Raw genomic sequence first — 25,934 nt, 5'->3', positions numbered from 1 at the left:
CCTTCGTTGCTGTGGGGCGAATCTATCGAGAGAGGGATAAACCGTCCATGAAACTGTTACGCGTTGCGCCGATTGCAATCCTTGCCTGCATCCTGGCGCTTACGGCCTGTGCCAACACCGTCCGTGGTGTCGGCCGGGATATCAAATCGACTGCGAAAGCCGTCGACGACACCGTCACCAAACCCTGACGCAGCCATCCGTTCCAATAGCTGGAACAAAAAAGCCGCGCTGCAAGGCGCGGCTTTCGATTGTGGCCCAGACGCCTTGCGTAACAGATCAGGCTGAAGCGCGCACGTTATGCTTGCGCTTCATGAAGTCCTTGGCGGTCTCGACCGCCACAGCCGCGTCGCGGCAATAGGCATCGGCGCCGACGGCCTTGCCGAATTCCTCGTTTAGCGGCGCGCCGCCGACCAGGACGACATAGTCGTCGCGGATGCCCTTTTCCTTCATCGTGTCGATGACGACCTTCATGTAAGGCATGGTCGTGGTCAAAAGCGCCGACATGCCGATAATGTCGGGCTGGTGCTGCTCGATGGCGTCGAGGTATTTTTCCACCGCATTGTTGATGCCGAGATCGATGACGTCGAAGCCGGCACCTTCCATCATCATGCCGACGAGGTTCTTGCCGATGTCGTGGATGTCGCCCTTGACGGTGCCGATCACCATCTTGCCCTGCTTCGGCGCGCCGGTGGCGGCCAGCAGCGGGCGCAGGATGAACATGCCGGCTTTCATCGCGTTGGCCGACAGCAGCACCTCGGGAACGAACAGGATGCCGTCGCGAAAGTCCTCGCCGACGATGCGCATGCCTTCGACCAGAGCTTCGGTCAGCACCTTGTAGGGCACCCAGCCGCGCTCGAGCAGGATGTTGGTGCCTTCCTCGATCTCTTCCTTCAGTCCGTCATAGAGATCGTCGTGCATCTGCTGCACCAACTCGTCGTCGGAAAGCTCGGAGAGGATGATCTCGTCGTCGGCCATTTTTCTCGGGCTCCTTGCCGCGCGGGGTGCGATCACGGCGGCTTAAAATAATCGCGTCAATACCTAACCCGGCAGGGGCAGGTATCCATAGCTGATTTGCGACTTCCCGCAAAAGGAAAGCGACCGCAAATCTATTGGAATTCTTGTCGATTTTGCGACAGGCGTTGGCGCTGGCGGGCCGTTTCGAATAGGGTGCATGGCTACGATCCGGGCGAGAAGCTGCGATATGCGGCCGCAAACGGTTTTTAGGGAAAACGATCATGAGTGAGAACGCGTCAGTCGACCAGGAAGCGTCCAACGCGCGACGTGGGCGCGCTGCCAGCGGCGGCGCGGCGGCAAGGCGGGCGGCGCGCTCGGGCGGCGGACCGGGCACCCAGCTCACCTACATCAAGCGCAAGATCAACATCTATGAGGTCCTCAACGAGGAAGGCCTGGCGATCATCGAAAACAACACCGATACGGTGCTGGAAGAGATCGGCATCATCTTTCGCGACGACGCCGAGGCGCTCCAGCTGTGGAAAGAGGCCGGCGCCGACGTCAAGGGCGAGCGCGTGCACTTCCCCAAGGGCCTGTGCCGCTCGCTGCTCAAGACCGCGCCGCCCATCTACACCCAGCATGCACGCAACGCCGAGCGTTCGGTGCAGATCGGCGGCAATGCCACCGTCTTCGCACCGGTCTACGGCCCGCCCTTCGTGCGCGATCTCGACGGCAACCGCCGCTATGCCACGATCGAGGATTTCCGGAATTTCGTGAAGCTTGCCTATATGGCGCCGTCGATCCACCATTCGGGCGGCACGGTGTGCGAGCCGGTCGACGTGCCGGTCAACAAGCGCCATCTCGACATGGTCTATTCGCACATAAAGTATTCCGACAAGCCGTTCATGGGCTCGGTGACGGCGCCGGAGCGGGCCGAAGACACGGTCGCCATGGCCAAGATCGTATTCGGTGACGATTTCGTCGAAAACAACACGGTGCTGACCAGCCTGATCAACGCCAACTCGCCGATGGTGTTCGACGAAACCATGCTCGGGGCGCTGAAAGTCTATTCGCGCCACAACCAGGCCTGCATCGTCACGCCGTTCATCCTGGCCGGCGCGATGAGCCCGGTGACGGTTGCCGGAACGCTGACGCAGGTTCTGGCCGAAGTGCTGGCCGGCGCGTCGTTCACGCAGTTGATCCGGCCCGGTGCGCCGGTGCTGTTCGGCACCTTCGCCTCGTCGATCTCCATGCAGTCGGGCGCGCCGACCTTCGGCACGCCGGAGCCGTCGCTGGTCTCCTACGGCGCCGCACAGCTTGCCCGCCGCCTCGGCCTGCCATTCCGCACCGGCGGCTCGCTCTGCGCCTCGAAAGTGCCGGACGCCCAGGCCGCGTATGAAAGCGCCAACACGCTGAACTCGACCATTCTGGCCGGCACCAATTTCGTGCTGCATTCGGCCGGCTGGCTCGAGGGCGGGCTCGCCTCCTGCTACGAAAAATTCATGATGGACATCGACCAGCTCGGCATGCAGCAGAAGTTCGCCGAGGGTGTCGACCTGTCGGAAAATGGCCAGGCAATGGACGCCATCCGCCAGGTCGGCCCAGGCAGCCACTATCTCGGCTGCGACCACACGCAGGCGAATTTCCAGACCGCCTTCTATCGCTCCAGCATCGCCGACAACAATTCCTACGAGCAGTGGCTGGCAGAAGGCGAAAAGACCGCGCCGCAGCGCGCCAACGATCTCGCCCGCCGCTGGCTGGAAACCTATGAGGCGCCGTATCTCGATCCGGGCATCGACGACGGGCTGAAGGACTACATTGGCGCCAAGAAGGCGTCGATGGCCGACGCCTTCACTTGAAAGGAGCCCGAGTCAGGCGGGGCTAAAGTCGCCAACATCATCCACAAGGAAGTCTGGCGGAGCGCCTTCTCCGATCCGGACAAGAAGGGATGATTCCGTGCGGAGGCCGACATGGCTCGAAGGCGTGCTTTCAAGGGTGTTGCGAACGATGTGGTGAGCTCGTTTGTCAGCCGTAACAACGACGTTCAAGGGTATTGGGGCATTGGGCTGCTTCATTCGTTGGCGCGGGGAAATTCGACATCCAAAATCCGGATCGATTTGTCGGAAGCGTCGTGTGCGGCACTACCAGCCTTCGCTTCGCTGATAAGGCGACATCGTTCGATGATCGACGTGCAAGCAACAGCCAAGGACTTGAGGTTTCAGGCGTCCTCGATTGAAGTCGAGTTCGATTTGTCAAGAGATGGCTTCGGCATCGATTTCTGCAGGCGTCACGAGAACCCCTTTAGATGCTCACTGACGATTGTGATGATCGGGGAAGGGCCTGGACCCATACCATTTCGGGTTGCTCTCACCCTCACGATCCCGCGCGAGAGTCGCGGAGCTCCAGAGTTTCATAGGGCGACCATGTTCAATGTGACGTCCCTCGGACTGCAATCAGACAGTTCCCGATTGGGTTTTGGCGACATCGACGAAGCCTTAGCCGTCCAAGGTCTCGTTCTTCGCGGCGGCTTCAATTTTGCAACAGACGATGCGCCGCCACTCGGCTTGTCGGGCGCTTTAGCGAAATCCGTCCTGCTGGTCGGGCAGGCGGGTGCGGCACCCTGGCCGCATTTCCTGCGCTGGCGGGACCAGCAGCCGTCGACAATCGCCAATCCGCTCGACAGCTGGTCGCGGCAGGTCATCGGCGATGTGGCGCTGGCATTTGGCGCGCGCGCGGTTTCGCCCTCCGACAAGCCTTATCTGCCGTTCCAGCAATGGGCAATGCGGGCGGAAGGGCTGAAGCCGTCGCCGCTCGGTATTCTCATGCATCCGAAGTACGGGCTCTGGCATGCCTATCGCGGCGCGCTGCTGTTCGAGGACGAGATCTCGATTGAGGCGTCTGAGGCATCGATTCACCTTTGCGACACATGTGTCGAAAAACCCTGCATGAAATCCTGTCCGGTCGACGCCTATTCGACTGAAGGATTTGCCTATCAGTCGTGCCTCGCGCATGTGCGCGGAGCGAATGGTTCGCCTTGCCGGACCGGCGGCTGCCTCGACCGCAACGCCTGTCCCTATGGCACGGCCTATCGCTATCCCCCTGACGTACAGGCCTTTCACATGGCGGCATTCGCGCGCTAAGGCAGTTACCTCCGATGGGGGCGATACGCATTTGTGAACGCGGCGGGTCCTGGATTGACTTGCCCAGCCGTCCGTCACGGATATGTATCGCGCGACACTCAAACGGAGTGGGCCATGGCCAAGCAGGACATCGAGATCAAGACCGCGGACGGCTTGGCCAAAGCAGGGCTGTTTCGCCCAGCCAGCTCGGCGAAGGCCGGGGTGATCCTCTATATGGACGCCTTCGGGCCGCGCCCGGTGCTCGACGTGATGGCTGAGCGACTGGCGGGGCACGGTTATGCCGTGCTGGTGCCGGACCTGTTCTATCGCAACGCGCCGTATGGTCCGTTCGATGCGAAGACGGCCTTTGCCGTCGAAGAGACAAAAGTGGCGCTGATGGCGCTGGTCACCGGCACGACGCAGGAGATGACCATCCGCGACAGCAGCGCCTTCCTGGTGCGCTGGCTTCGGAGGGCATCAGTGGACCGGTTGGCGTCGTCGGCTATTGCATGGGCGGCGGCCGGGCGCTGAATGCGGCGGCGGTCTATCCCGATCGGATCGCTGCCGCCGCCAGCTTCCATGGTGGCAATCTGGCGAGCGACGCCTCCGATAGCCCGCACCGCAAGGCGGCCTCGATCAAGGCGCGCGTCTATGTCGGCGCCGCCGGCGTCGACCGCAGTTTTCCGCCGGAGCAGTCGGCGCGACTGGCCGAGGCGCTGCGCGTGGCGGAAGTCGACCACGCCATCGAGAACTATGCCGGCATGGCGCATGGCTGGTGCGTGTCGGATCACAGTGTCTTCAACGCCACCGGCGTGGAGCGCCACTGGAAGCGATTGACGACGCTGTTTGCCGAGACGCTGGGCTGACGGTGGTCTTGCCCGTTGGTTGCCTGACGCGGTAGAGGCAGATCCATTGGCGCGGCCTGCCGGGATAGCGCGGTCGAGCGGGAACGAATGGCCTGATGCAATCCTATGACGTGGTGGTGATCGGCGCCGGTGCGGCCGGCATGATGTGCGCCATCGAGGCAGGCAAGCGCGGCCGCTCGGTTCTGGTGCTCGATCACGCGGCAAAGCCTGGCGAAAAGATCCGCATCTCCGGCGGTGGCCGCTGCAATTTCACCAACATCCACACTAGCCCGAAGAATTTTCTCTCCGGCAATCCGCATTTCTGCATCTCGGCGCTCAGCCGCTACACGCAGCGCGATTTTATCGCGCTCGTGGAACGCCATGGCATCGCCTATCACGAGAAGACGCTGGGCCAGCTGTTTTGCGATGGCTCGGCGCGCCAGGTCATCGACATGCTGGTCGCCGAAATGCAGGACCGGGGCGTGGACTTGGCGCTGTCGACCGAGGTGAGGGGCGTCAGCAAGACCGCGGAAGGGTTTACCCTGAGCCTCACTACCGGCACTGTCGCCTGCAATTCGCTGGTCGTGGCCTGCGGCGGCAAGTCGATCCCCAAGATGGGTGCATCCGGTTTCGGCTACGAGCTTGCGACACAATTCGGCCTGGCCGTGGTGGAGACGCGGCCGGCGCTGGTGCCGCTGACCTTCGACGCAAGAACGCTCGAGCGGCTGGCGCCCCTGGCCGGCAATGCCGTCGATGCTGAAGTCGCTTGCGGCAAGACACGGTTTTCAGAGGCGATGCTGTTCACGCATCGCGGCTTAAGCGGGCCGTCCATCCTGCAGATATCGTCCTACTGGCGCGAGGGCGACGAGATCCGCATCGCCATGCTGCCGGGGATGGATGTGGCGGAACTGCTGCGCGTCGCCCGGCGCGTCAATGGCAGGCAGGCGGTGCAGACGGTGCTGGCAAACCATCTGCCGAAGCGCCTTGCGCAAGCGGTCGCCGAGCGCACCGGGATCGATGGCAATCTCGCTGATTTGACAGACCTGCAGATGAAAACCGTCGAAGCCGCCGCCAACGACTGGCGCATCAAGCCGGCTGGCTCCGAAGGCTATCGCACCGCCGAAGTGACGCTTGGCGGCGTCGATACGAACGAGCTCGATCAGAAGACAATGCAGGCGAAATCCGTGCCCGGGCTGTTTTTCATCGGCGAAGTCGTCGATGTCACCGGTTGGCTCGGCGGCTACAATTTCCAATGGGCGTGGTCGTCCGGTTGGGTCGCTGGACAAGCCGCCTAGAGGCGAAAAGCGCCAATCCGAAAAAAATCTTTCCATAACCCCAAGGATTAGCCATTAGCCTTCGTCCTACAGGCAAATGATGGCGATGATGCTGGATGAAAGCGAAGCCTCCGACGCCGAATTGATCGGGCGGGCGAAGGGCGGAGACAGGGGTGCCTTCGGCAAATTGCTGGAGCGGCACTACGACTTCGTCTATCGCGCCGCCTATCGCTGGTGCGGCAGGAAGGCCGATGCCGAAGACATCGCCCAGGAAGTATGCGTGCGTCTCGGCAAGGCAATCCGCGACTATCGCGGCGGCGGCGCGTTTACGACATGGCTTTATTCCGTGACGATGAACGCGGCGCGCGACATGATGCGCAAGACCACGCGCGAAAACGTCAAGACCGAGGCCTACGGCGCCTACAGCATGATATCGGGAGAGGCCTCCGCCCCGCCCGAAGATCCGACTGAGGCGCTCTGGGCAGCGGTGCGGCAATTGCCGGACAAGCAGCGTGATGCGGTGCTTCTGGTCTATGGCGAAGGTTTGAGCCATGCGGCCGCCGCCGAGGCGATGGCAATCTCGGAGACGACGGTTTCCTGGCACATCCATGAAGCGAAGAAACGGCTGAAGACGCTTATGCGCGCAGCCGGGGAAGTGTGACCATGGTCGACGACAACGAACTCAACAGGCTGCGTGACGCAGCAATACCAGCGCCGGGCGAGAGCGCGAAGGCACGCGCCTTCGAAGCTGCCATGCGCGCCTATGATCAGGAAAATATTTCTGCCGTCACCCAAGGATCGGTTGGCGGGCTTCGTCTCACAGAGCGAGCACAAAAGCTCTGGAGCGAGATCATGCAAAAGAAACTCATCGCCACGCCAGCCATTGCCGGGCTCGTCGCCCTGCCGATCGCCGGATACGCCACCTTCCAAATGCTGAGGGAACAGCCGTCGCCGTTCGGCAACGACGAGAAAATCACCGAAACGCTGGCCGACAAACCAGCAACCAACGCGCCGGCAAAAGACAAGCAGGCGCCCGAAGGCGACCAAAAGAAGGCCGACGCCGACGCCGAAGTGCGAAGCCGCGACGCCACCGATGCGCTTGCTACGCCGACCGCGCCCTCGAAGTCTGGGTCGAGTCCGATCGCTGGTCTTGGTGGCAAAGCGTTGCCGAAGACCGAAGCTCCGGCGACGGTGAACGAGTACGGCACTTTGCAGACTTCCCAGCAGGCGCCCGAGCCTGCGCCAAGCACCGAGGCCGCACCATCGGGTGGCAGAGTTATCATGGGATTTTCACCAGCTGCGCCAGCGGCAGATGGCGCGCGGACCAGCCGTGCCCAAGGGGCCGCCGAATCCAAGCTGATGGCACCGCAGCAGCCCTCTACGCTGCCGGCCGACCAGATTGCGCCGCAGGAGGAAAACCGCGATCGCGTCGAGGATTTCAAGACCAATCCGGTGCATGCGGCACTTCAGGATCCGGTCTCGACCTTCTCGATCGACGTCGACACCGCTTCCTATTCCTTCGTGCGCAGCTCGCTGAAGCAGGGCTACCTGCCGCAGGCCGACACGGTGCGCGTCGAGGAGATGGTCAACTACTTCCCCTATGACTGGAAGGGCCCGGACTCCGCGTCGACGCCGTTCAACTCGACCGTCAGCGTCATGCCGACGCCGTGGAACGGGCATACCAAGCTGATGCACGTCGCCATCAAGGGTTTCGACATCAAGCCGGTCGAGCAGCCCAAGGCCAATCTGGTGTTCCTGATCGACGTCTCGGGTTCGATGGACGAGCCGGACAAGCTGCCGCTGCTGAAGTCGGCTTTCCGGCTGCTGGTCAGCAAGCTCAGGGCGGACGACACCATCTCGATCGTCACCTATGCCGGTGATGCCGGCACCGTGCTGATGCCGACCAAGGTGACCGAGAAGGACAAGATCCTCAATGCCATCGACAATCTGTCGCCTGGCGGTTCGACTGCCGGCGAGGCGGGCATCAAGGAAGCCTACAAGCTTGCCCAGCAATCCTTCGTCAAGGACGGCATCAACCGTGTGATGCTGGCCACAGACGGCGACTTCAATGTCGGACAGACTGATGACGAGGACCTGAAGCGGCTGATCGAGCAGGAGCGCAAGACGGGCGTCTTCCTGTCGGTGTTCGGCTTCGGACGCGGCAATCTGAACGACCAGATGATGCAGACCATCGCCCAGAACGGCAACGGCACCGCCGCCTACATCGACACGCTGGCCGAGGCCGAGAAGGTTCTGGTCGAGGATGCCTCCTCGACGCTGTTCACCATCGCCAAGGACGTCAAGATCCAGGTCGAGTTCAATCCGAACGCTGTCTCGGAATACCGATTGATCGGTTATGAGACCCGCGCGCTCAACCGCGAGGATTTCAACAATGACCGCGTCGATGCCGGCGATATCGGCTCCGGCCATTCGGTCACCGCCATCTACGAGATCACGCCGAAGGGCAGTGGCGGCGAACAGATGGATCCGCTGCGCTACGGCCAGGCAACGGTCAACAATGGCGGCGTCGCCAATGCCGACGAATATGCCTTCGTGAAGATCCGCTACAAGCTGCCGAACGAGGACGTCTCGAAGCTGATCACCAGGCCGGTGACGTCGGCCAACGAGGTCGAGTCCTTCGACCAGGCCAGCACCGACCAGCGCTTCTCCGTCGCTGTCGCCGCCTTCGGCCAGAAGCTGCGCGACGAGGATGCGACCGCGAAGTTCGGCTACGACAAGATCATGGAGATTGCCACCGCCGCCCGAGGAGCCGACCCGTTTGGGTACAGGTCCGAGTTCCTTTCGCTTGTGCGCCTTGCCTCGGCGCTCGGCGGTAACCGGTAGTGGCAATACAGTCGGTTCCTTTCAGACGGGGGTCGTTCTGATACGGGGAACCGGCTACGGGCGGGTGAGGCAGGCCGGCGGGGAAAACCCTGCCGGCCTTTTTTCGGATCGATTGATCCGAAGCGCACCGACGATCCGCCTGATCGTTAAATTGCGCGGCTTTTCCGGAACGTCATCGCAATGCCCTGCTATTATTGCATGGGGTCGGGACTGGGCTTGGGGAGCCGGGAATTGCAGATCATGAACATTGGAAACACGACGCCGGCGGTGAGACACACGCAGGCGTCGGGAACGCTGTCGCCAGAATCCAGGCGCATCATGGATGACGTTGACGCAGCCCGGAATACCGCAAAGTCGGCGCTGACCAATGACCGCTTTCGCGTCATGCTGGAGCAGATCGGCAATCCGCAGTCGTCGGGTGACCTGGTGACGATGAGTGGCAACGCCAACGGCACCGCCCTGGATTTCAAGACGGCGCTATCGCGTTACGCTGAAAACAGCGAATAAGTTCGATATCAGGCGCGGCTGCGGCGGCGTTCGCGGCGGGCTTCGCTGGTCTCGGCGGTGTTTTCCGTCGCCACCTTATTGCGCATCGGACCGATGCGCTCGACGATCGCCGCGACGGTCGGGCGTTCGGATTTGGTGTGCGCGTCAAGCGCCTTGCGCATGGCGGCAAGGTGCTGGAACGAGGTGCCGCAGCAGCCGCCGATGATCTTCGCGCCGCCATCGACAGCCAGCCGGACATAGTCGGCCATCAGCTCCGGCGTGCCGGAATAATGGATTTCGGTGCCACGAAATTCGGGAATGCCGCAATTGCCCTTGACGATCACCGTCGCTTCCGGCCTCGCCTCGGTCATGTCGAGCAGCGAGGCCAGGATGTCGGAGGCGCCGACGCCGCAATTGGCGCCGACACCGAGCGGTGTCTCTGAAAGTCCGTCGACGACGCCGTGGATATCCCTGGGCAGCAGGCCCATCATGGTGCGGCCGGCAGTGTCGAATGAACCGGTATAGGTGTAGGGCAGGCCGACGCGGATGGCGGCCTCCGCCGCGGCGCGGATTTCGTCCGGCGCAGACATGGTCTCGATCCAGGCGACTTCGGCGCCGCCTTCCTTGAGACCCTCGATCTGCTCGGCAAAAGCCTCGACTGCTTCGTCATAGGTCATGGCGCCGAGCGGCACCAGCAACTCGCCGGTCGGGCCGACCGAGCCGGCGACGATGACTTTCCTGCCGGCCTTGTCGGCGACCGCGCGGGCAATCTCGGCGGCGCGCTTGTTCAGCGCATGCACGCGGTCCTGCGCATGGTGCAGCTTCAGCCGGTGGCGCGTGCCGCCGAACGAGTTGGTGAGAATGATATCGGCGCCGGCGTCGACGAAATTCTGGTGCAGGCTGGTGATGGTGTCGGGCGCTGTCTCGTTCAGCAACTCCGGCGCTTCGCCGGCCTCCAGACCCATGGCGAACAGATTGGTGCCGGTGGCGCCATCGGCGAGCAGCACGCCCTTTTCGGCCAGCAGAGCATCGATGGGATTGTTCGCGGTCATCGGATCGACTTTCAGATATTTGAATGGAATAAGGATATAAAGAAGTCTTTATGTCCAGTCAATGTGTTTGCAACCTGCAATGCCGCGCGGCGCACCTTTCCGGGGCGTTGGGGATCAGGCAGAACCCGATGGAAATGACGCGCCGGCCAGATTGCGCGCGTAGGCGGCGGCCTCATGCGGGTTGATGTCGGCGGCCCGGATCAGATTGTCGAAATGCTGGGTCAGCGCTTGGACCGGCTGGGTGGCGTTCAGCACGACATACATGTCGCCGACATAGATGGCGGCGCGGTAGGGACCGAAGATTGTCAGCGGGATCGAATAGCGCATGCGGCCGTCATAGAGGAACAGGCGGAAGGTGGGGTAGAGATCGTCAAGCAGCGTCGCCATATGGGCAAGCTGCTGCCGGCGGTCAGCCTCGGGAAAGCGGTCCCAGACGCCCAGGCCGCGGGCGAAAATCTCCAGCGTGTGGCGCGGCATGCAGACCTCCATATCGGTCTCAGGGCGCCGGTTGTACTCGATGCGGTACTGCGTCTCGCTGGCCTGCGCCAGACGGCTGCGGTTGGTGATGTTGGCTTCGTAGTCGACCAGCTGGCGTGTGCGCAGGAGATCGGGAATGCCGGCCGGCACATAGCGGATCTTGGTGCCTGCGGCTTCCGCGAACCATTTGGCGAGCAGCGTGCGGTCGAAGCCGTCGGGCGCCTCTTCGATCTCCAGGCTTTCGCGGATTTCGCCGGTGACGCCTTCGTCCTGGGAGAGGCCGAGCAGCCAGTCCAGCGAGATCTTGAATTCGGCGGCGATGTTGAGCAGCGTTTCGGCGCGTGGCAGGCGCGTCGAGGCGCCGGACATCAGTTGCGACAGCGCCGACCGGTCGATGCCGACTGCTGACGCGAAAGCTGACTGGTTGAGATCGGACCGTGTCAGGAGCAGCTTCAGGCGCTCCCGGAAGATTGCCGAAAGGTCCCGTTTGTCCACTGTTCGTTCTCCGCGCTCTCTTAGGAAAAATTTGCGCCCGAGCCGTCGATTCAGCACTTCCAGCGTAAATGAATCCGTAGGGTTGTTTACAATGTATAACATCTGCGGTCAAAAATGCGCAATCGCAACATTTTGTACACTTTGTCTCGTTGAGCGGAATCGCTTCTCCTGACACTATGCTGTCAGGAACCAATTCCGGCGACTGAGGGGCAGTGTTCGATAGCATGACAGGCAAGTGCATCAAGCGACGCGACGCAGCGGCCATCGAGTGGCCGACCGTGGTCCTCGCTTTCTTCTGTTACGGAATGTGGCTCGCTGCCGGGCTCCTGCTCTGGCCCTCTTATCCGGTCCTGGCACTTCTTCTCCTCGGCTTCATCCTGGCCTTGCAGTCGTCGATCATGCATGAAGTGCTGCATGGCCATCCGACGCGCAGCGCGCTCATCAACGAAGCCTTCGTCTTCCTGCCGATCGGCCTGGTCTGGCCGTTCCGTCGCTTCAAGACGCTTCACTTGCGCCACCACGCCGACGAGCGCCTGACCGATCCGCTCGACGATCCCGAGAGCTATTACCAGGCGTTGTGGATGCATGACGATCTACCGCCGACGATGAAATTCCTGCTCAAGATCAACAACACCATGGCCGGCCGTTTCTTCCTCGGCCCCTGGCTGTCCTGCATCGGTTTCTTCGTCGACGACGCCAGGCATGTGATTGCCGGCGACAAGGTGATCGGCAAGGCATGGCTGCTGCATGCGATCGGCCTCGCCATCGTGGTGCCGATCGTGCAGTTCGGCTTCGGCATTCCCGTATGGCTCTACATTCTGGTGCCGGTCTGGCTCGGCCAGTCGCTGATCGCGGTCCGGACTTTCGCCGAACATCAGTGGTCCGAGCACCCTGAAGGACGCACGGTGATCATCGAGCGCTCGCCGCTGTCGTTCCTGTTCCTCAACAACAATCTGCACTTCGTTCACCACAAGACCCCGACCGTTGCCTGGTACAGGCTGCCAAAACTGTTTGCCGACCGCCGCGACGAGTGGCTGCGGATGAACAATGGCTACGCCTATCCGAACTATTTCGCACTGATCAAAGCCTACGCCTTCAAGGCCAAGGAGCCGATCGTGCACCCGGTGCTGCGCCGCCAGGCCGAGCCGGGCAGGGCGTTCAAGCCGCGCATCAGGGCGCGCAGCATCAGCGGGCTTGGCAGCGCGCCGGTTCCGGCCGAGCCGCCGAAGGAATAATCCCCGGACTTCCCGAACCCGTGTCGGCCAATTCTGATTGGACGCCGCGTTTTTGCGATCCTTTCCCGAGCCATGATGATTGAGTGTCGGCATGAGTGATTTGGTTGCGGCATTGCCGATGTATGACTGGCCCGAAGTGCGCGGCGAGGTCGACGCGCAATGGGCAGCGTTGCGCGATGCTTTTCGGCACAAGGGCGTCGATGGGCCGCAGACAATCGTGCGCCGCAATGGCGACCTGCCGCCGGTGCCGGGCGGTATCCACGACGCCGAGGGCAGACTGATCGCGCCCGATCCGGCGATACTGCCGCCGGACGAACTCGACCATCACCAGCTTTGGCTGCATCCGGCGCTGCTGTTCGCGCAGACCTGCTGGGGGCCGATGGAACTCGGCCTGAGCAAGCATGTGCAGGTGGTCGGCCAGCCGAGCTACGACGCTTACGAGGGCGGCGAAGGCGAACTCTATTCGAGCGCGCTGGTGATGCGGACGGGCGAGGGACCGGAGGTTCGCTCGCCCGCGGATGGCAAAGCCTTGCTGCCGCTCGATCTGATGCGTGGCAAGTGTTTTACCTACAACAGCCTCGATTCGATGTCGGGCATCATCGCGCTGACGCGCGACCTGCAGGCCGCCGGCGAGAGCATGGATATGTTTCCCTCGCGCAGCGAGAGCGGTGGCCATCGCGGCTCGATCGTCGCGGTCGCCGAGGGCAAGGCGGATATAGCTGCCATCGACTGTGAGAGCTGGGCGCTGGCGCAGCGTTTCGAGCCTGCGGCAAACGCCGTGAAGGTCGTCGGCTGGACGGCAAGGCGCAAAGGCCTGCCCTACATCACCGCCAGGACGACGCCGGAAAAGACGCTCAAGGCTCTGCGCGAGGCGCTTGCCGGATCAGCCGAGCAGCCTCGCATCCAACGGGTAGGTTGAAAGCTGCTCGTTACCGGTCTCGGTGATCAGGATCTGTTCCTCGATCTTGACGCCCTCATGGTCGCCGAGACGGCCGATATAGCTTTCCACGCACAGGACCATTCCCGGCTCCAGCACGCCATCGGGCGTGTCCGGCGTCCAGTCGCTGGCATGTGGCAGGGTTGGATACTCGTCGGCGAGGCCGACGCCGTGATAGAGCACGCCGTAGCGCGCCGGGAAGCAATCTCCCGGCGGCACCACGGAGCGTTCGACCAGGTCGCGAAAGGACATGCCGGGCTGCATCAATTGCGTGTTGTGGGCGATCTGGTCGGCGGCAATGCGGAACAGGTCGCGCTGCTCGTTCGACGGCCTGGCGTCACCGCAAAGCCAGGTGCGCGAGAGATCGGCGCAGAAGCCGTAGGGGCCGATCAGGTCGGTGTCGAAGGCGACGAGGTCGCCTTCCTCGATCACGCGCGATGAGCATTCCTGGAACCACGGATTGGTGCGCGGCCCCGAGGCCAGCAGCCGGGTCTCGATCCATTCGCCGCCGCGCGCAATGTTGCCGCGGTGGAGTTCGGCCCACAATTCGTTTTCGGAAATGCCCGGCTTCAACGCCGCTTCCATCTCGCCCATCGCCGCCTCGCAGGCGACAATGGCGCGGCGCATGGCGAGGATCTCGTCCGGCGATTTGATCAGCCGCGCATTTTCCATCACCGCTTCGCCATTGCCGATCGAAATGCCGAGCCGGGCGAGTTCCTCGACGCCTTCCGGGTTGATGTGGTCGACCGCAATGCGGCTGTTGCCGCCGCCATGCTCCTTGACCAGATCGGCGATGCCGGCCGCCCAGCGGCGGACTTTGTGCTCGGTCAGCTCGCCGCCATAGAGATACATCCACGACACTGCCGGCCGCACCTCGTCAACGACGCCGGAATGGTCGGACAGATGCTCGCAGGAGAAATAGTCGAACAGCACCACGGGTCCCTCAGTGGCGATGAAGCAGTGGCGGGTCGGATTGTGCGCGACCCACAGCTGCATGTTGGTCGAATCGGTGGCGTAGCGGATGTTGACGGGGTCGTAGAGCAGCGCGCCGGCGTAGTTTCGGCGCCTCAGTTCGGCGCGGAGGCGCTCGAGCCGGTATTTGCGCATCGCGGCAAGATCGGGCGCGGCGATGCCTGCCGCTTGCCATTCGGCTTCAGCCAGCGCGCCATAGCCCAGCACATGCTGGTTCAGCGACGCCGCCTTCTGGCGCGATGTTTCGCGCAAGGCTTCGACGGAGCCGGGCTCGAACGGCATGATCTTGCGATGACGACCGAACCCTTGTTTCTCCACCCGACGCCTCCCTGCCGACTTACTGTGGCGCTGCGCCCGCGGCCGCTTTCTTCAGCCGCGTGACCGTCAGCGTGCGGGTGGGCGGCTCGCTGTCGAACAGCATCGGAACGACCAACTGCTGCGGCGAGCCGTCAGCGACATAGCCGGCCTCGCTCAAGGCCCGCAGGATGCCCTCGGGAGGTTCCTTGTCATTGGCCATCACGAGCACCGCCGGCTCGATCAGCAAATGGCCGAAGTCCGGCATCTCGTCGTCGAGCACGACCAGATCGGGATCGACAAGACGCAGATTTCCCACCCAGTGCCAGCTCGATATCGCCGTGCGAACCGGACCGTTTGCCGTCAGCTGGCCATAGAGCGACTGGTAGTCGACACGCACGATGCTGCCGCGGCTGTCGCCGCCATTGAGGTGCGTGTACCAGGTCACCGGCAGCACGAGGATTGCAAGCGTTGCGCCGACAAAGACGACGACGTCCTGCACCTTCCTTCCCTTGTCGCCTCTGGCATCCATCCGCAAGGCCAGCGCGACCGGCAGCAACACAAGGATGGGAAGCATCCAGCGATCGCGAAATTGCGTCGTCCCGCTCGCCAGGACGAGCACGATGGTCATCGCCAGGGCAAAAGCGATGGTGCGCCACACCAGTTTCTCGGTCCATGGCGCCGGTTGCAGCGCGGGCGCCGGCTTTTTCCATGCGATGAGCAAAGCCGCGACGAATATGCCGGCCGGCAACACGGCGAAATACAGGATAGCCTTGCCCAGTCCGCGCATTCCGTAGAATGCGGTTTGTATGGCGCTTTCTCCTCTGCCCATTCCGAAGCCGCCGCTGTGCGACAGCAACTGGTCGGTGTAGGTCAGGTTCCAGTAGAGCGTCGGCAGGCAAAGCAGCACCGCCACGACAAGGCTGATCGAAAACCGGCGGTTGAGGATGACGCCGCGCGTTTCGCGCAGCGACAGGGTGGACAGCATCAGCGCGCCGAGAAAGATCGCGTTGTTGTATTTCGACAGGATGGCGGCGGCCATCGCCACGCCAAACAGCACATAGGTGGCCAGCGAACGCCGCTGCACCAGTTCGACGAGCGCAAGAAACAGCACCACTGAAAAACAGAAAGCGGCGATCGAGTGGGTGAGGGCGTGCTGCATCTCCCACACCATCTGCGGAAACAACAGCAGGCCGAACAATGCGGCGGCGCCAGCGCGGCTGGAATAGCCCAGGCGGCGGACAGCGATGAAAACCGACGCCAGCGCCGCTCCGATCAGCAGGTACTTCACGATCTTGAGCGCCAGGATGTTCGTTCCGACCACGGCGGCGACGAGGCGGGCAAGCCAGGTGTAGAGCGGCGGCTGCGAGCCACCATAGCCAGCCCAGAGGTAGTGCATGTACATCAGCTGTTCGGAATCGTCGACGCCGACACCGGTTCCTACGACATGGGACAGCAGCGCCATCACCACGATCTGGACGACGCAATAGACCGCGACGCAGACCAGTGCGGCGTTGAAGGGACCGACCTTGCCTTCGCCGAGCCAGTCCGTCCATTTCTCTAGATACTGCAAGGGGATCGTCTTCTCATCGAGGGAAAATGCCTGCGGCCAACTGCCGAAGGCCCCTTACACGATCTCACGCTCCCTGTCGCCTTTTCAGGTCCGCATCTTCTCGCCGCTGGGGTCGAAGGGCGCCTCGACATTGATACGCGCCGGACGCCGGTGGCCGAGGATCTCGATCTCGAACAGTCCGGCACTTTCGTCCTCGGCGAGTGCCGCCGGCACATAGCCCTGCGCCATCGATTTCTGCACATAGTGCGCATAACCGCCCGAGGTGACCCAGCCGACCACGCGCCAGTCGCCGTCGACGATGCCGCGCACGGCGGAAGCGCCTTCGGCAGCCTTCGAGCCACGCACTTCCTTGCCCGCCATGTCGAAGCGCGGCGCGCCATAGCCATGCGGCTTTTCCACCGTGCCATAGTCCTTGCCGACCTTGGCCCAGATCGGCTCGTCGCCCATGACATCGGCGTCGGCCGCATCGACGATAAAGGAGACACGGCGCAGTTTCGGTCCTTCCGCCTGTTCCTTGGCGGCGGCCTCGCGGCCGATGAAGTCGTTCTTCTCCAGCTTGATGAAGCGGTCCATCCCGCCTTCGAACGGGCCGTAGATCGGCCGCAGCTCGCGGTACCAGGTCGGGAAGTTCTTCTCCAGGCGCATGGAGAGCAAAGCGCGCATGCCGAAATCGACGAGGCCTAACTCCTCGCCGGCGTCCTTGATCGCCTTGTAGACCAGGCGCTCATAGGCCGGCGCCATCCAGATTTCATAGCCGAGATCACCGGTATAGGTGATGCGGTTGACCATGCAGGGCGCGCCCCCGACCGCCATTTCGCGGAAATCCATGAAGCGAAACGCCTTGGTCGAGATGTCGACATCGACCAGCTTCTGCAAGAGGTCGCGCGATTTCGGCCCGGCGATCGACAGGCCGACGAGCGTCTGATCGAAGCGGTGGATGCGCACCGAACCATCCTTCGGCAGGTGCTTTTCGAACCAGCGCATGTGGTACTTCTGCGCGGCGGACGAACCCCAGATCATAAATCTGTCTTCGCCTGCCTTGGCGATGGTGAAGTCGCCGATCAGCTTGCCGAACTCGTTGATCATCGGCGTCAGCACGATGCGGCCGATCTTCGGCATGCGGTTGGTCATCAGCCGGTTGAGGAAATCCTCAGCCGCAGGTCCCGACACTTCGTATTTGGCGAAGTTGGCGATTTCGGTGACGCCGACGCGTTCGCGCGTGGCGCGCACTTCCTCGCCGATAGGACCGAAATCGTTTGAGCGGTGGAAGGAGACGACGTCCTTCGGCTCCTTGCCCTTCGGCGCGAACCACAGCGGGGTCTCCAGGCCCCAGCTATCGCCCATGACGGCGTTGTTGGCGAGCATCGTGTCATAGAGCGGGGTGGTTTGTGCAGGGCGCGCAGCCGGCAGCTCTTCATTGGGGAAGCGGATGGAGAAGCGGCGCGAATAGTTTTCGCGCACCTTTGCGTTGGTGTAGCGCAGGCCGGCCCACTCGCCGAAGCGGGCGACATCCATGCCCCAGACGTCGAAGCCGGGATCGCCATGCACCATCCAGTTGGACAGCGCGAGGCCGACGCCGCCGCCCTGGCTGAAGCCGGCCATGACGGCGCAGGCGCACCAGAAATTGGTCAGGCCCTGCACCGGCCCGACCAGCGGATTTCCGTCGAGCGCGAAGGTGAAGGGGCCGTTGATGATCTGCTTGATGCCGGCTTTCTCGATGCCGGGGAAATGCTTGAAGCCGATCTCCAGCGACGGCGCGATGCGGTCGAGGTCGGGCGGCAGCAGTTCATGGCCGAAATCCCACGGCGTGTTGACCGGCGACCATGGCTTGCAGGCCTTTTCATAGGTGCCGAGCAGGATGCCGTTGCGCTCTTGTCGGGTGTAGATCTCGCCCTTGAAGTCAAGCACGCCGATCATCTCGCGGCCGGTCGATTTGTTGAACTCTTCGACCTCGGGCATCGGCTCGGTGAGCAGGTACATGTGCTCCATGGCCAGCACCGGCAGTTCGACGCCGACCATGCGGCCGATCTCGCGCGCCCACAGGCCGCCGCAGTTGACGACATGCTCGGCGTGGACGGTGCCCTGTTCGGTGACGACGTTCCAGGTGCCGTCAACTTCCTGCGTCAGTTCGACGACGCGGTTGCGCAGCACGATCTCGGCGCCCAGCTTCTTGGCCGCTTTGGAGTAGGCGATCGTCGTGCCGGAGGGATCGAGATGGCCTTCGACCGGATCCCACATGGCGCCGACGAAATTGGTCTCGTCCATCAGCGGGAACATCGCCTTGGCTTCGGAGGGCGTGATCAGTTCGGTGTCCATGCCGAGATAGCGGCCCTTGGCGTGGGCCAGGCGCAGAAAATCCATGCGCTCGGGCGTATCGGCCATCATCACGCCGCCGGTCAGATGCAGCGAGCAGGACTGGCCGGAGATTTCCTCGATCTCCTTGTAGAGCTGCACCGTATAGGCCTGCAGCTTGGCGACGTTGGGATCGCCGTTCAGCGTGTGGAAGCCGCCGGCTGCGTGCCAGGACGAGCCGGAGGTGAGCTCGGAACGCTCGATCAGCATGATGTCGGTCCAGCCGGCCTTGGCCAGGTGATAGAGCACCGAGCAGCCAACGACGCCGCCGCCAATGACAACCGCTTTTACATGAGATTTCATGAGAGATAGGTCCGTTTTTGCGTAAATTGAATCAGGTGTGTCGGTTGGCAGGATGCCGCCAGTTGCTTGCCGATCAAAAATCGGTCGGCGCGCCGCCTTCGGCCGTGCGCTTTTCGACGAAGTCGTTGAGCTCTTCGCGGATCGCCGGGTCCATATAAGGTTCCTCGTAGGATGCCAGCCGCTCCTTCCAGACCTTGTTGGCCTTTTCCAGCGCGGTCGGCGATCCGGCTTCGGCCCAGGTCTCGAAATTGCGCCAGTCGGAGAGGATGGGCGAGTAGAAGGCTGTCTTGTAGCGGTCCTGCGTGTGCTGGGTGCCGAAGAAATGGCCGCCGGGGCCGACCGACTGGATGGCGTCGAAGCCGAGCGCTTCGTCGGACAGGTCGAGCGGGGTGAGGAACTCGGCCACCATCTGCAACAGGTCGATGTCCAGGATGGTCTTCTCGTAGGAACAGCGCAGGCCACCTTCGAGCCAGCCGGCGCCGTGCATCATCAGATTGCCGCCGCCCTGGATGGCGCCCCACAGCGAGAACACGCTTTCATAGGCTGCCTGCGCGTCGACCGTGTTGGCGGCGCAGGTATTGGAGGTGCGGTAGGGGATCTTGTAACGGCGGGCAAGCTGGCCGCCGACAAGCTGCGCCTTCATATATTCAGGCGTGCCGAAGGCCGGCGAGCCTGACTTCATGTCGACATTCGAGGTGAAGCCGCCATAGCCAACCGGCGCGCCCTTTCTCACCATCTGGGCAAAGGCGATGCCGGACAGCGCCTCGGCATTTTGCTGCACCAGCGCACCGGCGATGGTCACCGGCGCCATCGCGCCGGACAGGGTGAAGGGCGTGATGACGACGACCTGACCCTTGCTCGACATCTGGATGATGCCTTCCATCATCGGCACATCCAGTTTCAGCGGCGAATTGGTGTTGATGATGGTGAAGACGGACGGCTCTTCGAGCATCTGCTCATGGCTGATGCCGCGGGCGATCCTGGCGATCTCGATGCCGTCGACATTGCGCTCCTTGCCGAGCGAATAGATGTGGAACACCTTGTCGGTCAGCGTGGCGAGGTCGCGGATGCATTCGAGGTGGCGCACGGAAGGATGGATGTCGGTCGGCTCGACCGGATAACCGCCGGTGCAGTTCAGGATGTTGTGCATCTGCGCCAGACGCAGGAAGTTGCGGTAGTCCTGCTGGTTGCCCGGACGGCGGCCGCGATCGAGGTCGGAGCAGTTCGGTGCCGACGCCATCATCGACAGGATCACATTGTTGCCGCCGAAGCGCACATTGTGCGCCGGGTTGCGGGCATGGAGCGTGAATTCCGACGGGCAGTTGGAGATGAGATCGAGGATCATGTCGCTGTCGAAGCGCACGCGCTCGCTGCCCTCGCGGACATCGGCGCCGTTTTCCTTCATCATGCGGCGCGCTTCGTCATGCAGCACGTCGACGCCTATTTCCCTCAAGACGCGCAGCGAGGCGAGGTGGATCGATTCCAGCTCGTCGTCAGAGACCAGCTTGGTCGGCGTTAGCGGATTTCTCAGTTGCCGAAAAGCCGGCTGTTCGAAGGCGGCCGAGCCGCCGGCGCGCTTGCCCGCACGGCCACCGCGACGGGCCCGGTCGGTTGCCAAAGGCGGTTCGGCTGGATGCAGGGCGGCGGTCATGATGGTCCTCGTACGATGCTGGTAGCGGGCGGCATAATGGACCGGCGGCTGTCCGACCATTGCGGAGGCGGCGACCACTAGGACGAGGGAAGCGACATGCCCGAACGGCAGTCCGATAGTTGACAACCTTGCCGGGGATTAGCGGACAGGACGCGCCCACTGCGGCTCTTGGCGCAAGGGGATTTCAGGCGCGGCCCTTCCTTTCCCTAAATCGAACCGCTAGCTCAGTGGTTTGCCGCTGGATGGGCCGGCAATTCATGTGGAAGGCATCATGGCTGCGACCGGTTCGAGCGATGGCGAAGCGGGGACGCAATGGGCGGCGCTTGCCGGCGTAACTGCCGCCCTCGCGATGTTCGGTGCGGCGCAAGGGCTGAGCTCGCCGCTGTTTACGCTGCTGATGCAGAAGCAAGGCATGTCGCCGGCGCTGATCGGCTTGTCGGCAGCGATGATGCCGCTTGGCCTGATCCTTTCGGCCTCGTTCGTGCCGGCAGCCATTCGGCTGGTCGGCGCGCGCAACCTGGCTGTGGGTTGCTCATTGATTGGGGCGCTGTGCTTCCTCGGCATCGGCTACCTGCAGGACTGGGTGGGCTGGTTCGTCATCCGCTTCATCATCGGTATCGTCATCAACCCGCTCTATATACTGGGCGAAGTATGGGCGCTGTCGCTGGCGCCGCCGTCGCGCCGCGGCAGGGTGATGGGGGCATTCAACACCGTGCTGGGCGCTGGCTATGCTGCGGGGCCTTTGGTCCTGACCGCGGTAGGGATATCGGGCTGGGTTCCTTTCCTGGTCGGCATGGCCGGCTTCATCCTGTGCGCCGCGATCCTTCGTGCTGTTTCCTCAAGCCTCGCCGGCTTCGAGGATGACGGCCAATTGCCCGGCGGCTTTTTCGGTTTCGCCAGGCTGGCGCCGGCGCTGTTGTTTGCCGTGCTGGTTTCGGCGGCGGTCCAGCAGGGCACCTACGCATTGATGCCGGTCTTCGGTGCTGCCTATGGCCTGCCCGAAAGGACGCTGGCGGCCCTGGTGATGGCACTGTCGCTGGGAAACATCTTCCTGCAAATCCCGCTCGGCCTGCTTGCCGAGCGTTTCGGCGGGCGGGCGATGATCATCTTCTGTGCGTTGGCGACAACGGCCTGCGCGGTTTTGCTGCCGTTGCTGATCACGACGCCGGCGATCTGGCTCGTCCTTCTCGTCATGGGAGCGGTCGGCTATGGCGTCTACACCATGGCGCTGGTGGAGCTCGGCAGCCGCTTCAAGGGAACCGTGCTGGTCGCCGGTAACGCCGCCTTTGCCTTGATGTGGGGCGCCGGCGGCATTGTCGGCCCGCCCGGCGCCGGTGCGCTGATGCAGGTCATCGGTCCGCTCGGCCTGCCGGTGGTGATCGCCGGACTCGACGCGCTGCTGGTGAGCTTCGCGCTTTACCGATCGTTCAAGCGCCAAACTCCTGACAGGCCCAAAAACTCCTGACAGGCCCAAACTCATGACAGGCCTTGTCTGGAGCAAACGGTTTTACCGGGGCGGGGCTTACCCGCGTCGGACAGAAAAGCTAGTCCTGAGCCTGGTTTAGGTGCCAATGATGAACCTGGCGGAAGCTGACAACGAGAAGATGCAGTGGGCGGCGATCAGCGGCGTGATCGCGACCGTCTCGGTGTTCGCCATCGCGCAAGGCCTGTCCTATCCGCTGCTGAGCTTCATCCTGCAACGCCAAGGCGTTTCGCCGGCCATCATCGGGCTCTCGGCGGCAATGACGCCGATCGGCTTCATTGTCTCGTCGCCGCTGATCCCGGCACTGGCGCGCCGGTTCGGGGCAGGGCGCACCGCGCTTACCTGCGCGGCGCTTTCGGCTATTGTGCTTGCGCTGATCGGCTGGACCCAGAATGTCTATCTGTGGTTTCCGCTGCGCTTCTTGATCGGGGTGGTGACCAACCCGCTCTATGTCTTGAGCGAAATCTGGGTCATTGCACTGGCGCCGCCATCGCGCCGCGGTCGCGTCATGGGTGTCTATTCAACCATCATCTCGGCCGGCTTCGCTGCCGGGCCGCTCTGCCTGCTCGTTGTCGGCACCGTGGGATGGCCGCCATTCCTGGTGGGGATCGCCGCCTTCATCTTCTGCGGCGCCTGCCTGGCGCTGGTGCTGCCGCAACTGCCGAAGGTCGACGAAGCCGGGCGCAGGGTTTCGGTCATGGGCTTCATGCCACTGGCATGGCTATTGCTGTCGGCGGTGGTCGTTGCCGCCGGTTTCGAACAGGGCGTGCTGGCGCTGCTGCCGGTCTACGGCACGCACTATGGCATCGCGGAAGCGCGCATGTCGGCGCTGCTGTCGGTGATGATCGCAGGCAACATCGCCATGCAGGTGCCGCTCGGCTTGCTGGCGGAACGGCTGACGGCGCGTCTGGTGCGATTCATCTGCGTCGTGGTGACGGTGCTGGGCTGCGCCCTGTTGCCGCTGCTCATCGAGACGCCGCTGATCTGGCCTTGCGTCTTTATCTGGGGCGCGGTCTCCTATGGCATCTACACCATGTCGATCATCGAGCTCGGCGAGCGCTTTACCGGCTCGGCGCTGGTCGCCGGCAATGCCGCCTTCTCCCTGATGTGGGGCATCGGCGGCATCGTGGTGCCGCCGCTGGCGGGTGGCGTCATGGATGTGATCGGCGCCTCCGGTCTGCCGATCACGCTGGGCGCGATTTGTCTGGCACTGGCTGTGGCCACGGTCCTGCGCCGGCGGATGGTTTGAGGCCGCATTCCCCCGATGACCTGACGTACCATCTTGAATAAAACCGCTTGCAACGCGATGTAGGCAGGGCTGCCCGCCACTAGCCTGGAGACCATGCGTGACCCAATCGACGACAAAACGCCAGACGGATGCCACCGCGGAGGACAAGTTCCTCTGGCTGGAGGACCGGACCAGCAAGGAATCGCTCGACTGGGTGCATCGCCAGAACCAGATCACCGTGGCCGAACTACAGGGCGATCCGTCCTACCAGGCGGCCTTCGAGACGGCGCTCGACCTGATGACGGCCGAGGACAACATTGCGGTCGGTGCCGCGCTCAACGGCCAAGTCTATAATTTCTGGCAGGACAAGACCAATGTGCTCGGCCTCTGGCGCCGCACGACGGTTGCTTCCTACAAGACCGAGAAGCCTGTGTGGGAGACGATCATCGACTTCGACGTGCTGTCGGCCAAGGAGGGGGTGAAGTGGGTGTTCAGCGGCGCCAGCCGCCTTTACCCCGATTTCAACCTTTGCCTGGTGGCGATGTCGCCGGATGGCGGCGATGCCAGCGAGATGCGCGAATTCGACATCGAGACCAAATCATTCATCGAGGGCGGCTTCCGCGCTCCCGCCTCGAAATCCGGCTTTTCCTGGCTGGACAAGGACACGGTCATTGTCTCGGCTGCCTTCCATGAAGACGACAAGACCCAGTCCGGTTATCCGCGCGTCGTCAAGCTGTGGAAGCGCGGCACCCGGTTGGAGGAGGCGACGCCGATCTTCGAGGCCGAGAAGCAGGATCTCGCGGCCGGCGCGGGGGTCGAGCATGATGGCGACAGGCAGTATTTGTTTCTGGCCCGCACGATCGCCTTCTTCTCCTCGCACAGTTTTCTGCGCCTGCCGTCGGGCGAAAACCGGCGCATCCCGCTGCCGGACGATGTCACCGACACCGCGCTGTTCAAGGGCCGGTTCGTGTTCGGGGTGCGCAGCCCATGGACGGCGCCGGGCGGCACTGAGTGCTTGCCGGACGGCCTCTATTCCTTCGATTTCGAACACTGGATGGACACCGGCGACCTGGGCCCTGTTGAAACCATGCTCGCGCCAGCGCACCGTGTTTCGGTCGCCGGCATTGCCCGCACTCAGGACCGGCTGTTCATCAATCTGATGGACAATGTGCGCGGCAAGGTCGTTGTCGCCGAGCGCAGCGGCGACCGCTGGTCGCTGAAGCCGGTGGCGCTGCCCGAGAACGGCAATGTCGGCATCGCGCATGCTGAGCATTTCGGTTCCAGCGTCTCCTTCTCCTTCACCGATTTCCTGACGCCGAGTTCGATCATCTGGTCGGATGATAACGGGGCGACGCTGGCCACCGTGAAATCGCAGCCGGCTCGGTTCGACGCCGCGCCGCTGGTCTCCGAACAGTTCGAGGCGCGCTCGAAGGACGGCACAATGGTCCCGTATTTCGTCGTCAGGCGGCGCGACCAGAAGGGTCCGGTACCGACGCTTCTCTATGGTTATGGCGGCTTCGAAATACCGCTGCTGCCCGGCTATGCCGGTGTGCGCGGCAGGCTGTGGCTGGAGAAGGGCAATGCCTATGTGCAGGCCTGCATCCGCGGTGGCGGTGAGTTTGGGCCGGCCTGGCACCAGGCGGCGCTGAAGGGCAATCGCCAGACTGCCTTCGACGATTTCGCCGCGGTGGCGCAGGACGTCGTCAGGCGCGGCATCGCCACCGCTGCTTCCCTCAGCATCCAGGGCGGCTCGAATGGCGGCCTGCTTACCGGCGTTTCCCTGACGCAGCATCCCGAACTGTTCGGCGCCGTCATCATCGAGGTGCCGCTGCTCGACATGCTGCGCTACACCGAACTGCCGCCAGGCGCCTCGTGGATCGGCGAATATGGCGATCCGGCAAAACCGGAAGAAGCCAAGTGGCTCGCCGCCTATTCGCCGTACCATCATGTCTCGGCCGATGCCGTCTATCCCCCGGTGCTGCTCACGACATCAACCGCCGACGACCGCGTCCATCCCGGCCATGCCCGCAAGATGGCGGCGAAGCTGCAGGAAGCAGGTCACGGCAAGACGTTGTTCTTCGAGGAGACGGAAGGCGGCCATGGCGGGCGCGGCGACCGCCGGCCGCAAGCGGCGCAAACCGCCATGAAATACGTGTTCCTGCAAAGGGTATTGAGCGGCACCGCTTGAATTTCGGGCCTCGGGCGGCATAGACTGCCGCCATGGTCTACATGAGCACATCCGGCGCCTTCGGGGTCGCGGTGACACCGTCGCCGCGCACGCTGCGCGCCGAACTGCTCAGGCTGTGCGCTCGCATCGGCTATTCGCCGCCCGCCGTCCTCTGACGAAGTCGCCCCGGCAGCTT

20 protein-coding genes and 1 pseudogene are annotated in these 25,934 nt (G+C 63.1%); 14 read left to right on the top strand and 7 right to left on the bottom strand.

The features are described 5' to 3' along the window. Window positions 1-47 precede the first annotated feature (47 nt). A complete protein-coding gene (locus tag ACYG9Z_RS02910) occupies window positions 48-188 on the top strand; it encodes an entericidin A/B family lipoprotein (protein ID WP_023688117.1) in 141 nt (46 codons plus the stop codon). Between the two features lie 88 nt (window positions 189-276). Here ACYG9Z_RS02910 and ACYG9Z_RS02905 read toward each other — a convergent pair whose 3' ends face one another. Next, window positions 277-975, bottom strand: a complete 699-nt coding sequence (locus ACYG9Z_RS02905; protein ID WP_023688118.1) for a corrinoid protein — start codon at window positions 973-975, stop codon at window positions 277-279. Window positions 976-1,235: 260 nt separating this feature from the next. Here ACYG9Z_RS02905 and ACYG9Z_RS02900 point away from each other — a divergent pair, with 260 nt between their 5' ends. The 7 genes and pseudogenes from ACYG9Z_RS02900 (at window position 1,236) to ACYG9Z_RS02870 (ending at window position 9,540) form a co-directional block, all read left to right on the top strand. Beyond that, window positions 1,236-2,810 carry a trimethylamine methyltransferase family protein gene (locus ACYG9Z_RS02900; RefSeq protein WP_460222873.1) on the top strand — a complete coding sequence of 525 codons (1,575 nt, stop codon included), beginning with the start codon at window positions 1,236-1,238 and terminating at the stop codon, window positions 2,808-2,810. Between the two features lie 564 nt (window positions 2,811-3,374). Then, on the top strand, window positions 3,375-4,091 hold the full coding sequence (locus ACYG9Z_RS02895) for a 4Fe-4S dicluster domain-containing protein (RefSeq protein WP_050586827.1): 717 nt from the start codon (window positions 3,375-3,377) through the stop codon (window positions 4,089-4,091). Between the two features lie 114 nt (window positions 4,092-4,205). Further along, window positions 4,206-4,936, top strand: a pseudogene (locus tag ACYG9Z_RS02890) (dienelactone hydrolase family protein). A 95-nt stretch (window positions 4,937-5,031) separates the two neighbouring features. After that, window positions 5,032-6,210: a BaiN/RdsA family NAD(P)/FAD-dependent oxidoreductase gene (locus ACYG9Z_RS02885; protein WP_023751611.1), complete on the top strand. Its 1,179-nt coding sequence runs from the start codon at window positions 5,032-5,034 to the stop codon at window positions 6,208-6,210. A 79-nt stretch (window positions 6,211-6,289) separates the two neighbouring features. Next, window positions 6,290-6,850 (top strand): RNA polymerase sigma factor, encoded by a 561-nt coding sequence (locus ACYG9Z_RS02880; RefSeq protein WP_023751610.1) that lies wholly within the window; start codon window positions 6,290-6,292, stop codon window positions 6,848-6,850. A gap of 2 nt (window positions 6,851-6,852) precedes the next feature. Further along, on the top strand, window positions 6,853-9,033 hold the full coding sequence (locus tag ACYG9Z_RS02875; protein ID WP_023751609.1) for a VWA domain-containing protein: 2,181 nt from the start codon (window positions 6,853-6,855) through the stop codon (window positions 9,031-9,033). 240 nt (window positions 9,034-9,273) lie between these two features. Beyond that, the gene (locus ACYG9Z_RS02870; protein WP_031202677.1) at window positions 9,274-9,540 is read left to right on the top strand and encodes a hypothetical protein; all 267 of its coding nucleotides are present in this window, start codon (window positions 9,274-9,276) and stop codon (window positions 9,538-9,540) included. Window positions 9,541-9,548: 8 nt separating this feature from the next. On the opposite strand, the gene bmt is transcribed toward ACYG9Z_RS02870, so the two are convergent. Both bmt and ACYG9Z_RS02860 read right to left on the bottom strand, forming a co-directional pair. Further along, window positions 9,549-10,571, bottom strand: coding sequence for a betaine--homocysteine S-methyltransferase (gene bmt / locus ACYG9Z_RS02865; protein WP_023735240.1), 1,023 nt, complete (start codon window positions 10,569-10,571; stop codon window positions 9,549-9,551). A gap of 114 nt (window positions 10,572-10,685) precedes the next feature. Beyond that, window positions 10,686-11,543 carry a helix-turn-helix domain-containing protein gene (locus ACYG9Z_RS02860; RefSeq protein ID WP_023681768.1) on the bottom strand — a complete coding sequence of 286 codons (858 nt, stop codon included), beginning with the start codon at window positions 11,541-11,543 and terminating at the stop codon, window positions 10,686-10,688. Between the two features lie 224 nt (window positions 11,544-11,767). Between ACYG9Z_RS02860 and ACYG9Z_RS02855 the strand changes: the two genes are divergently transcribed. Beyond that, window positions 11,768-12,778, top strand: coding sequence for a fatty acid desaturase (locus ACYG9Z_RS02855; protein ID WP_031244028.1), 1,011 nt, complete (start codon window positions 11,768-11,770; stop codon window positions 12,776-12,778). A gap of 91 nt (window positions 12,779-12,869) precedes the next feature. Further along, window positions 12,870-13,697: a phosphate/phosphite/phosphonate ABC transporter substrate-binding protein gene (locus ACYG9Z_RS02850; protein ID WP_023751607.1), complete on the top strand. Its 828-nt coding sequence runs from the start codon at window positions 12,870-12,872 to the stop codon at window positions 13,695-13,697. Here ACYG9Z_RS02850 and ACYG9Z_RS02845 read toward each other — a convergent pair. The 4 genes from ACYG9Z_RS02845 to ACYG9Z_RS02830 all read right to left on the bottom strand — a co-directional run bounded on the left by ACYG9Z_RS02845 (window position 13,662) and on the right by ACYG9Z_RS02830 (window position 20,860). Further along, window positions 13,662-14,969: a M24 family metallopeptidase gene (locus ACYG9Z_RS02845; RefSeq protein ID WP_023751606.1), complete on the bottom strand. Its 1,308-nt coding sequence runs from the start codon at window positions 14,967-14,969 to the stop codon at window positions 13,662-13,664. The genes ACYG9Z_RS02850 and ACYG9Z_RS02845 overlap by 36 nt on opposite strands. Before the next feature lie 55 nt (window positions 14,970-15,024). After that, window positions 15,025-16,554 (bottom strand): ArnT family glycosyltransferase, encoded by a 1,530-nt coding sequence (locus tag ACYG9Z_RS02840; RefSeq protein WP_023670415.1) that lies wholly within the window; start codon window positions 16,552-16,554, stop codon window positions 15,025-15,027. 84 nt (window positions 16,555-16,638) lie between these two features. Further along, window positions 16,639-19,209, bottom strand: coding sequence for a GcvT family protein (locus ACYG9Z_RS02835; RefSeq protein WP_023751605.1), 2,571 nt, complete (start codon window positions 19,207-19,209; stop codon window positions 16,639-16,641). A 73-nt stretch (window positions 19,210-19,282) separates the two neighbouring features. Continuing rightward, window positions 19,283-20,860, bottom strand: coding sequence for a trimethylamine methyltransferase family protein (locus ACYG9Z_RS02830; protein WP_023710765.1), 1,578 nt, complete (start codon window positions 20,858-20,860; stop codon window positions 19,283-19,285). A 271-nt stretch (window positions 20,861-21,131) separates the two neighbouring features. On the opposite strand from ACYG9Z_RS02830, the gene ACYG9Z_RS02825 reads away from it, so the two are divergent. The 4 genes from ACYG9Z_RS02825 (at window position 21,132) to ACYG9Z_RS02810 (ending at window position 25,914) form a co-directional block, all read left to right on the top strand. Beyond that, the gene (locus tag ACYG9Z_RS02825; RefSeq protein WP_023688132.1) at window positions 21,132-22,325 is read left to right on the top strand and encodes an MFS transporter; all 1,194 of its coding nucleotides are present in this window, start codon (window positions 21,132-21,134) and stop codon (window positions 22,323-22,325) included. 109 nt (window positions 22,326-22,434) lie between these two features. Next, window positions 22,435-23,592 (top strand): MFS transporter, encoded by a 1,158-nt coding sequence (locus tag ACYG9Z_RS02820; RefSeq protein ID WP_023730703.1) that lies wholly within the window; start codon window positions 22,435-22,437, stop codon window positions 23,590-23,592. 97 nt (window positions 23,593-23,689) lie between these two features. Then, window positions 23,690-25,759 carry a prolyl oligopeptidase family serine peptidase gene (locus tag ACYG9Z_RS02815; RefSeq protein ID WP_023751604.1) on the top strand — a complete coding sequence of 690 codons (2,070 nt, stop codon included), beginning with the start codon at window positions 23,690-23,692 and terminating at the stop codon, window positions 25,757-25,759. Between the two features lie 32 nt (window positions 25,760-25,791). After that, window positions 25,792-25,914 carry a hypothetical protein gene (locus ACYG9Z_RS02810; RefSeq protein WP_023670422.1) on the top strand — a complete coding sequence of 41 codons (123 nt, stop codon included), beginning with the start codon at window positions 25,792-25,794 and terminating at the stop codon, window positions 25,912-25,914. The last annotated feature ends 20 nt before the right edge of the window (window positions 25,915-25,934 follow it).

Source organism: Mesorhizobium sp. RSR380A, from assembly GCF_054719385.1.
Note: the sequence above shows the minus strand (reverse complement) of the source record. Positions and strands in the feature narration are given on the sequence as shown.

Bases quoted from the DNA above. Each gene is read 5' to 3' on its own strand.
- ACYG9Z_RS02875 (WP_023751609.1), top strand. From the start codon at position 6,853: ATGGTCGACGACAACGAACTCAACAGGCTGCGTGACGCAGCAATACCA.
- ACYG9Z_RS02895 (WP_050586827.1), top strand. From the start codon at position 3,375: ATGTTCAATGTGACGTCCCTCGGACTGCAATCAGACAGTTCCCGATTG.
- ACYG9Z_RS02810 (WP_023670422.1), top strand. From the start codon at position 25,792: ATGGTCTACATGAGCACATCCGGCGCCTTCGGGGTCGCGGTGACACCG.
- ACYG9Z_RS02880 (WP_023751610.1), top strand. From the start codon at position 6,290: ATGGCGATGATGCTGGATGAAAGCGAAGCCTCCGACGCCGAATTGATC.
- ACYG9Z_RS02850 (WP_023751607.1), top strand. From the start codon at position 12,870: ATGAGTGATTTGGTTGCGGCATTGCCGATGTATGACTGGCCCGAAGTG.
- ACYG9Z_RS02910 (WP_023688117.1), top strand. From the start codon at position 48: ATGAAACTGTTACGCGTTGCGCCGATTGCAATCCTTGCCTGCATCCTG.
- ACYG9Z_RS02885 (WP_023751611.1), top strand. From the start codon at position 5,032: ATGCAATCCTATGACGTGGTGGTGATCGGCGCCGGTGCGGCCGGCATG.
- ACYG9Z_RS02835 (WP_023751605.1), bottom strand. From the start codon at position 19,209: ATGAAATCTCATGTAAAAGCGGTTGTCATTGGCGGCGGCGTCGTTGGC.
- ACYG9Z_RS02900 (WP_460222873.1), top strand. From the start codon at position 1,236: ATGAGTGAGAACGCGTCAGTCGACCAGGAAGCGTCCAACGCGCGACGT.
- ACYG9Z_RS02845 (WP_023751606.1), bottom strand. From the start codon at position 14,969: ATGCCGTTCGAGCCCGGCTCCGTCGAAGCCTTGCGCGAAACATCGCGC.
- ACYG9Z_RS02870 (WP_031202677.1), top strand. From the start codon at position 9,274: ATGAACATTGGAAACACGACGCCGGCGGTGAGACACACGCAGGCGTCG.
- ACYG9Z_RS02830 (WP_023710765.1), bottom strand. From the start codon at position 20,860: ATGACCGCCGCCCTGCATCCAGCCGAACCGCCTTTGGCAACCGACCGG.
- ACYG9Z_RS02820 (WP_023730703.1), top strand. From the start codon at position 22,435: ATGAACCTGGCGGAAGCTGACAACGAGAAGATGCAGTGGGCGGCGATC.
- ACYG9Z_RS02825 (WP_023688132.1), top strand. From the start codon at position 21,132: ATGGCTGCGACCGGTTCGAGCGATGGCGAAGCGGGGACGCAATGGGCG.
- bmt (WP_023735240.1), bottom strand. From the start codon at position 10,571: ATGACCGCGAACAATCCCATCGATGCTCTGCTGGCCGAAAAGGGCGTG.
- ACYG9Z_RS02855 (WP_031244028.1), top strand. From the start codon at position 11,768: ATGACAGGCAAGTGCATCAAGCGACGCGACGCAGCGGCCATCGAGTGG.
- ACYG9Z_RS02905 (WP_023688118.1), bottom strand. From the start codon at position 975: ATGGCCGACGACGAGATCATCCTCTCCGAGCTTTCCGACGACGAGTTG.